This is a genomic window from bacterium (genome assembly GCA_023145965.1).
Lineage (GTDB): Bacteria > UBP14 > UBA6098 > UBA6098 > UBA6098 > UBA6098.
On record JAGLDC010000113.1, the window covers coordinates 1 to 8,328 of the forward strand.

6 protein-coding genes are annotated in these 8,328 nt (G+C 43.0%); 3 read left to right on the forward strand and 3 right to left on the reverse strand.

The window, feature by feature from the left end; all coding sequences use genetic code 11:
• Positions 1-395: 395 nt before the first annotated feature.
• Positions 396-1,472 carry a response regulator gene (locus KAH81_09840; GenBank protein MCK5833953.1) on the reverse strand — a complete coding sequence of 359 codons (1,077 nt, stop codon included), beginning with the start codon at positions 1,470-1,472 and terminating at the stop codon, positions 396-398.
• The gene (locus KAH81_09845) at positions 1,469-2,911 is read right to left on the reverse strand and encodes a PAS domain S-box protein (GenBank protein MCK5833954.1); all 1,443 of its coding nucleotides are present in this window, start codon (positions 2,909-2,911) and stop codon (positions 1,469-1,471) included. The genes KAH81_09840 and KAH81_09845 overlap by 4 nt, the downstream gene beginning before the upstream one ends.
• A gap of 552 nt (positions 2,912-3,463) precedes the next feature.
• Here KAH81_09845 and pruA point away from each other — a divergent pair.
• The 3 genes from pruA (at position 3,464) to KAH81_09860 (ending at position 6,998) form a co-directional block, all read left to right on the forward strand.
• Entirely contained in the window at positions 3,464-5,089 is a 1,626-nt protein-coding gene (gene pruA, locus KAH81_09850; GenBank protein ID MCK5833955.1) for an L-glutamate gamma-semialdehyde dehydrogenase, read from the forward strand.
• 338 nt (positions 5,090-5,427) lie between these two features.
• Entirely contained in the window at positions 5,428-6,078 is a 651-nt protein-coding gene (locus KAH81_09855; protein MCK5833956.1) for a hypothetical protein, read from the forward strand.
• Positions 6,079-6,086: 8 nt separating this feature from the next.
• Positions 6,087-6,998 (forward strand): Fe-S cluster domain-containing protein, encoded by a 912-nt coding sequence (locus KAH81_09860; GenBank protein ID MCK5833957.1) that lies wholly within the window; start codon positions 6,087-6,089, stop codon positions 6,996-6,998.
• A gap of 27 nt (positions 6,999-7,025) precedes the next feature.
• Here KAH81_09860 and KAH81_09865 read toward each other — a convergent pair.
• Positions 7,026-8,328: hypothetical protein (locus KAH81_09865; GenBank protein ID MCK5833958.1), on the reverse strand; the 1,303-nt coding region annotated here is incomplete at its 5' end.

The window sequence follows — 8,328 nt, forward strand, 5'->3', positions numbered from 1 at the left end:
TCGGGTCGAAATGACAGCGCGGGCGGGTTCACATGGACGCCTGATAAAACAGTCGGTTCCGGCATCTACCTTGTCCGGGCGAAGGTCGGCGGTCGGGCAATTACGAAAAGGATTGTGTATTTGAAATGACAATCTTAATTTACGGAAACGAGTCGTCGATGCCGTCTGGTATGTCGCTTATTGCCGAGTGGTGACTGGTATATTTATAATAGGATTATATTTCCGTAGAGGCACGAAATCTTGCGTTCAATAATAATTAAAGGCCTTAAATGCTGTAGGGAGATATTACAAAAACCACAGATGACAGTGCTTTTGGAGATTTGTTTCCCATCCGGCAATAGAGCAACGAAACATCAGGTCACTCAACCATCTTTAGCACAACAGATACTCTCCAACTAATCCTCAAAATGAAGTTCGTAAGTTTTTTCGCGCATAAACACTTCAACCATCTCGCTCTCGAACTGGCGGCCAGCCTCTTGATGGAGCACATCAATAGCTCGATTTGTTGGAAGAGCTAATCTGTATGCCCTATCCGATGTCATGGCATCGTATGAATCCACAACGCCAAGAATTCTCGCGCTAACAGGTATATCCTCCCCTTTAAGACCATCTGGGTAGCCCTTGCCATCCCATCTTTCGTGGTGCCATCGGATAACAGACACAATCTGCGCAAAATAACTAACCTTGCTTACAATCCGCTCGCCAACCAGTGGGTGCGTTTCGACTATTTTACGCTCGTCAGGCGTGAGAGAAGACGGCTTATTTAGTATTATCGGGTCTATTGAAATTTTACCGATGTCATGTAATAAAGCACCGAAGTCCAACATATCGAGTTCTCTGGGGGAATATCCCAAGGATTGCGCCATATGGTGCGCCATATGACGAACCCTATTCCCATGACCTCGGATATATGGGTCGTTTTCCTCAATCGCACCTGAGAGTATGCGCACGGTATCCATATGAACAACTCTCAACTGAGCGAGTGCTTCGGAAAGCTCTTTGGTCCGCTCATTAACCTCCTCCTCGAGTTCGAGTTGGTATTTTCTGTTCTCGACCTCGAGTTTACGGTTATATTTAACGAGGCGCCCATAGGCAAGTGCCTTTTTGACACTTACCATAAGATCATCACGCCTAACAGGCTTAACAAGGAAATCAAATGCTCCGGCCTTCATAACAGCAACAGCCGTCTCGATATCTACAACACCGGTTAGCATAACAACCGGCATGTCAGGAACATTCTCGACAGCAAACTTGAGCACCTGATAGCCATCGACGCCTGGCATACGTATATCCGAAATGAGAAGATCATAGAGATTATCGTGACTAAGCTTTTCGATAACATTTTCACCGGACTCAGAAAGGCTAACTTCATAACCCTCGCGTTCAAGCTGAAGCCCGACAACGCGTCTAACTCTTTCTTCGTCATCGAGAACAATAATCCGATTTCTCTTAGTACCAATATCGAACATCACTCATCCACCTGGAATTTAAGGAATACTTTGGTCCCTTTTCCCTGTTCGCTTTTAAACTCGATAATGCCTCGATTTTTATTAACTAATTTGTAGCAAACATACAATCCCAAACCGGTTCCCTTACCTATTTGTTTGGTAGTATAAAACGGTTCGAAAATGCTATCTAGTATATCCTCGGAAATACCATGGCCGTTATCCTCAATAATACAAAAAATGTCTTTTTCCTCTTGGAATGTTGTAATATTGATGATGCCATTTTCTCGGGGTATAGCATCCAGAGAGTTGATTATCAAATTGACGAAAACCTGCATAAGCTCGCTTGAATAGGCTTTTATATCTGAGATTTCGCCGAGTGAGAGTTTAAAAGTAACTCCTATCACATCTGAGGAGCGGTCAACAAGCTTTACTGCTTTCCTAATCACTTCGTTAATATTTACAGGAAATTCGGATTCTCTCTGCGCCAAATATGTGTATCCAGATAGATCCTTTAATATTTGACCAGCTTCTTTGGTATATTCAATCAACTCTTTAAGTTCGGCTCTTGCTCGATTTGGAAGGTCCTCATAAGTTTCAATATTTTCGGCTATCCCGAGTATCGCATAAAGAGGATTATTTATCTCATGCGCAATACCGCTTGCAAGAATTCCAATTCCAGCAAGTTTCTCTGCTCTAACCAAGTATTGTTGTAGCTTTTTCGACTCGGTTATATCGGTAATGTGGGAAATATAGCCATCGATTTTTCCCTTGTTCGAGTAAACAGGCATCGAGAATAGAAGACCCCATATCTCTTTTTCTTTGCCGGCAATAAGCACTTCCCCGCTGAATAAACCAAGCTCCCGCTCGGATATTATCTTCTTATATGCGTCACTCGAAGCTATAATTTTACACTCATTACAACCCAAGATTTCTTCTTTTTCAAAACCTAGAATGCGCATGGCTGAATTGTTAAGATCGATTATCTTTGCTTTTTCATCGAAAAGAAGGATCATTATCGGCGAAAGATCGAAAAGTCGCGAAAGAAGCCCTTGCGTCTTACCTCGATATTCTTCGAATTCTCCTTCTTCTAAAAGAGCGACAGCAGCATCGACAAATAACTCCACAAGGCGCAAGCCCTGTTCTGTGGGCTTTTTGCCGCTTATCGGGTCGTCCATGGATAGAAGACCAATTATCTTCTTATTGAAACCTATTAGTGGGAAATACAACATGTCTGCCGGATGCCAGTCCTCGAGTTCAACAATATCGAGGTCGCTTTTAATTGACACTGATCTCATGCTTTTTATAAATGGATCGATACAATCATGTGGGAAATAATAACTTCGACCAACACGATATCGATCAAACTGGGGTTGAAAAAGCGCTTTTAAATCTGACATCTTAATACCGTTTGAACAGAGATATTCTTTTTGTTGCTCCGTTAGGCCCGAAGATGACGAAGACATAAGTTCTTCCGTTTTTGGGTTGACTATGTACAAATGGATTCGTCGCCATCCACAGCAGGATATCCCTTCAGTAAACAGGTTAAGCTTCTCATTTAATGTGTTAGCGTGCCGGACTTTACGTAAATAATCAAGGAGCGTTTCTATGAAGATATTCCCAAAAAGAGAATTGTTTTTTACACCAATAAAATTATTAGAAATTAAATTATTTTCAGAATCCATTAGCAATTTGTCATATAAGTTTCGTAATAATTGTTTTTTTTGTTCCAAGCCTTAGATTATAGACACCCTACAAGCCTTTGTCAATATATAAACCGGCGACACAATGAGCTTAAAATACTTGTCACGCTTCGCGCCAACAAGAATGGGGAATGAAGACTATTTTCGAGGTTAAATTTTCTTTAAATCCAAAACGAACGAATTTTAATGCACAATTAATTAATCACTAGATAAATATTTTTTTTCAAGGGATCAAAGGTCTTTTTTATCTTGATATTCAATGGTTATTAATTTATAATTTCAGGCTTATCGAGAACTATATTTAAAGGAGTAATTATGTTCAATGCGAAACTTACAGTCCCAACCCCGATTAACGAACCGGTGCTGTCCTATGCTCCCGGTAATCCCGAAACCATTGCGCTTAAAGAAGCCATCCAGAAACTCAAAAGCGAAAAACCAGAAATCCCGCTAATTATCGGCGGGAAAGAAATAAAAACCGGCAAAATCGCGGAGTGTGTTGCTCCTCATGATAAAAATTGTATCCTCGCGACTTACCATCAAGCTGGCGAGAAAGAAGTCGATATGGCGGTCGAAGCCGCACTTGAAGCCCGCAAAAAATGGGCTGAAACCCCATGGGAGGCACGCGTTAGCATTTTCCTTAAAATGGCCGAACTTTTAGCCGGTCCATGGCGCTATATCACTAACGCAGCAACCATGCTCGCGCAGAGCAAAAATTCATTCCAGGCAGAAATCGATAGCGCGTGTGAGCTAATCGATTTCTTCCGCTTTAACAGTTATTATGCAATGCAGATATATGAAGAGCAACCCAGAAGCAGTAAGGGTATCTGGAACTATGTCGAGTATCGCCCGTTGGAGGGTTTTGTTTTCGCTGTAACGCCATTTAATTTTTCCAGCATAGCTGGTAATCTCCCGACATCGCCGGTTGTAATGGGCAATGTTAGCTTATGGAAACCGGCATCCAGCGCGGTTTTCAGTGCATATTACTTAATGAAACTCTTCAAAGCTGCCGGCATTCCAGACGGCGTTATTAACTTCATCCCCGGGCCAGGAAGTAAAGTCGGGCCGACAGTGCTCAAAAATCCTCATCTTGCAGGTGTTCATTTCACCGGAAGCACGGCTGTTTTCCAAGAGATGTGGAGAACTATCGGTGTAAACATCCAGAATTATAAGACCTATCCGCGTATAGTCGGAGAAACCGGCGGTAAGGATTTTATTTTTGCACATAAATCCGCAGACGTCGACGAGTTAGTAACCTCAGCAATTCGAGGCGCCTTTGAATATCAGGGGCAAAAATGCTCGGCTGCGAGTAGAATGTATATACCAAACAACATCTGGCCAAATTTCCGAGAGAAGATAGTTGCTCAACTTAAAACAGTTAAGATGGGTTCTGTCGAGGATCCCAGCAATTTCGTTAATGCTGTCATTGATAAATGGGCTTTCCGCGACATCACTGCCTACATCGATTTCTGCAAAGAATCCCCTGACGCTGAGATCATTTCTGGTGGAAGTTATGATGATTCAAAGGGATACTTCATTGAGCCGACAGTCATTTTAGCAAAGAAGCCCGATTTCAAGACCATGGTCGAAGAGGTCTTCGGCCCTGTTCTCACGATATATGTTTATGAGGCTGATAAATATGAAGAAACACTGAAGATCTGCGACAATACCAGCCAGTATGCGCTCACCGGCGCGGTGTTCGCCTTGGACCGTGAAGCGATAAATACCGCAATCGTAGCGCTTCGCAATTCTGCGGGTAATTTCTATATCAACGACAAACCCACAGGTGCGGTTGTTGGCCAACAACCCTTCGGTGGCGCACGAGCCTCTGGCACCAACGATAAGGCCGGAAGCAAATCCAACCTCATGCGCTGGGTTAGCACGCGCACGATCAAGGAAACCTTTGTCCCAGCCAAGGATTATCGCTATCCATACATGGGATAGTCGAGATAATCGAGCATTATCGATGTAAACTACAAGGGCGCGGAAACGCGCCTTTGTTTATTATTCTAGCTCACTCAAAGAACGTAAGTAGCATATTCTTGAAGGGGTTCAAATAGAAATCGGGGCATCTCCTCTTTTTTAGACTTCTATGCGGCATTCCTTCATTCAGGTATAGATACGGCCATTTCGGTCGTTGAATCGGTCTTCAAGAGCTCACAAAGCAATAACAGAGTAAGATCAAGTCTGAGACTTCTCAGCACAACACAAAATATTTCTGCTCTTTTTCCCATTTGGCTTGACCTGAGCACCCACCAGTTTTATAATAATGAGATTCTATTATGAGAAGTATGATATTCAGTATAATGCTTTTTTCGGCTGTGGCTTTCTCACAAAGCGACAGCTTGTGGAATTGCATCGTGAAATCGAGTATCCAACTCGCACCTACGCAATCCACTACGGGCAATTATTCCCAAATATCTGGTGCTGATTCATCAGAGGGGCGATTCTTCTATGAACCGCCACATGCAACTTTCTTTACTATCGACGATTCGGTCTACGTGCAGGATTTCTTCTCACTCAAAGACCCTTGGTTCGACTGGTGGATACAACGCGATCCTGCAATATATCCTGATATGTATTCCTCCACAAAAGTAAAGGATTCACTTTCCTTTGCGATTTACGAACACCATTCGCTTTCACCTAAGTTTGCAAATGTCCGCACGGCTTATGATCGCGGGACTTGCGAGCTTTATTCGGCCTATTTTTACTGGCCTGTGGAGGCTGGCCACGGTTTTCCGGGCGCCGATGCGATTTACTATGAGTTCTATGTCACAGACCGAATGGTCTTAACACCCACTTTGCGGATATATTTTAATAAACGAGGCGAACCGGTCGAAACGGTTAAATTCATGCCGATCGGTAATGTCGCAGACACACCGTTAGACAGCGTTATTATTGAGAAACTCCTGTCAAACGAGCCATTCGATTAGAGGTGCTTATGGACTTGAATTTTCTTGGAACCGTTATAGAATTAGGCTTTTTAGCTTTGATGTTCGGTGCTTTTCTAGGTTTCGCGGCGAAGAAATTCGCTGTCGAGGTCGATGAGCGGGTCGAGAAGGTGGGAAGTGTTCTTCCAAACGCCAACTGTGGTGCTTGCGGCTACCCGGGGGGATGTTCAGGTTTTGCCAAAGCCGTTGTCAGTGGAGAGGCCGCAGTTAACGCCTGTATCCCAGGAGGATCCGCAGTGGCATCGGCTATAGCCGAAATACTCGGGACTGAAGCAGGCAATTCAGTGAAAGTCGTGGCGGCACTGAAATGCCGTGGAGGTAAATCGCGCGCCAAAGACAAATACCAATACGATGGAATCCATGATTGTCGAGCAGCTGTCTTAGTTACCGATGGTCCAAAGCTCTGCCCGAATGCCTGTATTGGCCTGGGGACCTGTGCCGAGGTATGCCCATTCGATGCAATCACCATGGGCCCGGAAGACTTGCCCATCATCTCGGACGCTAAATGCACAGGTTGCGGTGCATGTATAAGCGCCTGTCCAAAGGGCGTTCTTGAGCTTATTCCCCTCAAAAATCAAGTATGGGTAGCTTGCAATAATATCCTCCCCGGTAAAAATGTAAAAAACGCCTGTGAAACTGGATGTATCGCCTGTAGGCTTTGCGAGAAGAACTGCCCGGTTAATGCGATAACAATCGAAAACAACCTAGCCCACATAGACTATTCCAAATGCACAAACTGTCAGATTTGTGTAGTCGTTTGTCCTACCGGCACTATTCACACAAAAAAATCCGGTGAAGTCTCAAATGATGCACCCAAGATTCGAGCAGCCCTTGAACGCAAAAAAGCAAAGGAAAAAGAGCGGAAAAAAGCTCTAACTGAAGCTAAAAACAAAGAAGAATAAGAATAAAGTCTAATTTTTAAATTGTTGTCAAAAAATAGCTGCTTTGCTAGAGGGAGTATTAAGCTCTTTTTCAGCTTTCTTCTTTCGTCTCCACTCAAGGAATTTTTTCCACCAGTAATTGCCATCGATAATGGCATTGCCGTCAAAATTACGCTCGGTTTCATCCTTCTCGATAACTCCGTTTGCATCGGAATCGGTATATCTCTCGCGGTAACGAATATTGATTGTAATCGTATTGTGAGGTTTTATTCTAAAGCCGAGGCCACAGCTTTCACCATCTGTTTTTTTCTGAAATAAATACGAAACATTTTTCTGCTCTATGAAAAAAGAGGTTCTGGTAACATATTTAAAAATAGGGTAGTCGATATCCAGAGATAACGCAAACTTTTTATCGCGATCATTATCCCTATATATATCTCGAAAACTGGTTCGAATACGGAAATATTTGGGGATTTGAACCGAGAATGAATTATTCCAACCATAAAGCCATCCCTCAGCCTCTTCAAGTTGGTTGGCTCGCGTTACTAACTCGAGACTCCCCTCTCCGTTGTCGATAAATCTCGCTTTATCCTTTTCATAGGACCGATCAAAGATGCCGTCTGAGAAATGTGGAGTCTGAAAATCGAGACCGGCGCTAAGAGAAAACCATCGGATATTCAAACCAAGATTTGGAAAGGTTACTCCCATGCTTTTATTACTAAGACCTGCCATTTCACCACTCATAACCCCTGAAAAATGCCTTCCTCGTAAAAACTTGTATTTCATACCCAAAGCCGCACCATAAATACCACGCGAATCGTAATCATCTAGGGATTGAACAGGAAAACCTGTTAAAACACTGTCCTGTGAGTAGTTGTAAACATCGGGTTGTGGATCGATCTCGTCGGGGTAAGAATCGCCATCAGTGTCCTCGATATCATTAAACTGATCTACATCGCCGATGAACGTGAAATCGGTGTAAAAACGTTTATCGGCTTGCCAACCAAAATAAAGCCCGAATACTCTTGGATTAGCTATATTATTGGTAAAAACCACTGTTTTGGTACTATTCAAGTTAAATGTCATCTGAAGGCCATTTTTTTTCTCGAACGGAAGGAAAACCGCATTATTATAGTTATTTACCAGCATGCCATGGCCAAAAAAAAGGTTTTCAATAAGACCTATACGAAAATAGGCTGGGTCTTGTGGTGTAAATAATTCGATATAATGTATATGGTCGATCAAATCCATCCATTCATCCCACGCTTCATTATAAAACCTGCCATTGCTGGACATTCCAAACCAAAGATTGTATGCTAAGCGTAAATAGTAAAAATCCACCCGATAAAGC